Annotated in this window: 1 protein-coding gene; it reads right to left on the reverse strand. The window is 30.5% G+C overall.

Annotation, left to right across the window (positions count from 1 at the left end):
• Positions 1–440: transposase family protein (locus DW006_RS11310; RefSeq protein ID WP_199521913.1), on the reverse strand; the 440-nt coding region annotated here is incomplete at its 3' end.
• Positions 441–499: the final 59 nt, after the last annotated feature.

Below are 499 nucleotides of genomic sequence, written 5' to 3' on the forward strand. Positions count from 1 at the left end.
AGAATTGAGGGCTTGGGAAATTTTACATCATTTAATCTTCTAAAGATTGAAGAAGATGATATCCCCAAATATCTTGCAACGGAACTTACATTTAAGGTTTGGTTGAGCATGTTTATTGCAAGAAAGTTAAGTCGATTTGTAATACGACAGTGTTTTGGCAATAAAGTAAAATTCTCTAAAAAATGTTTTCCACAACAATCACAATGATATCTGCGTTTGGAATAAAAAAGTAATACATTTTTTCCGAGTATTGGAGTATCTTTTATAATTGATTTACGATAGTCGTGAACCTTGTTTGTTATGGCACCACAATTTGGACAAACATGATCACGTCTTTCTAATTTGAAGGAAATACATATATTTTCAGGTGTAGATTCCACATTTGTTATAATTAAGTCTTTTATTTCTAAGATATTTGATATAAAATCATTGTTAGGCATAGGCGACCTCCTTTGTGTTATTTTGTGGTGATTTAATTATAATGGATTTGGGTGTCTAT

The sequence above is a fragment of the Eubacterium sp. AF36-5BH genome (genome assembly GCF_003460505.1).
Taxonomy (GTDB): Bacteria; Bacillota; Clostridia; order Lachnospirales; family Lachnospiraceae; genus Eubacterium_G.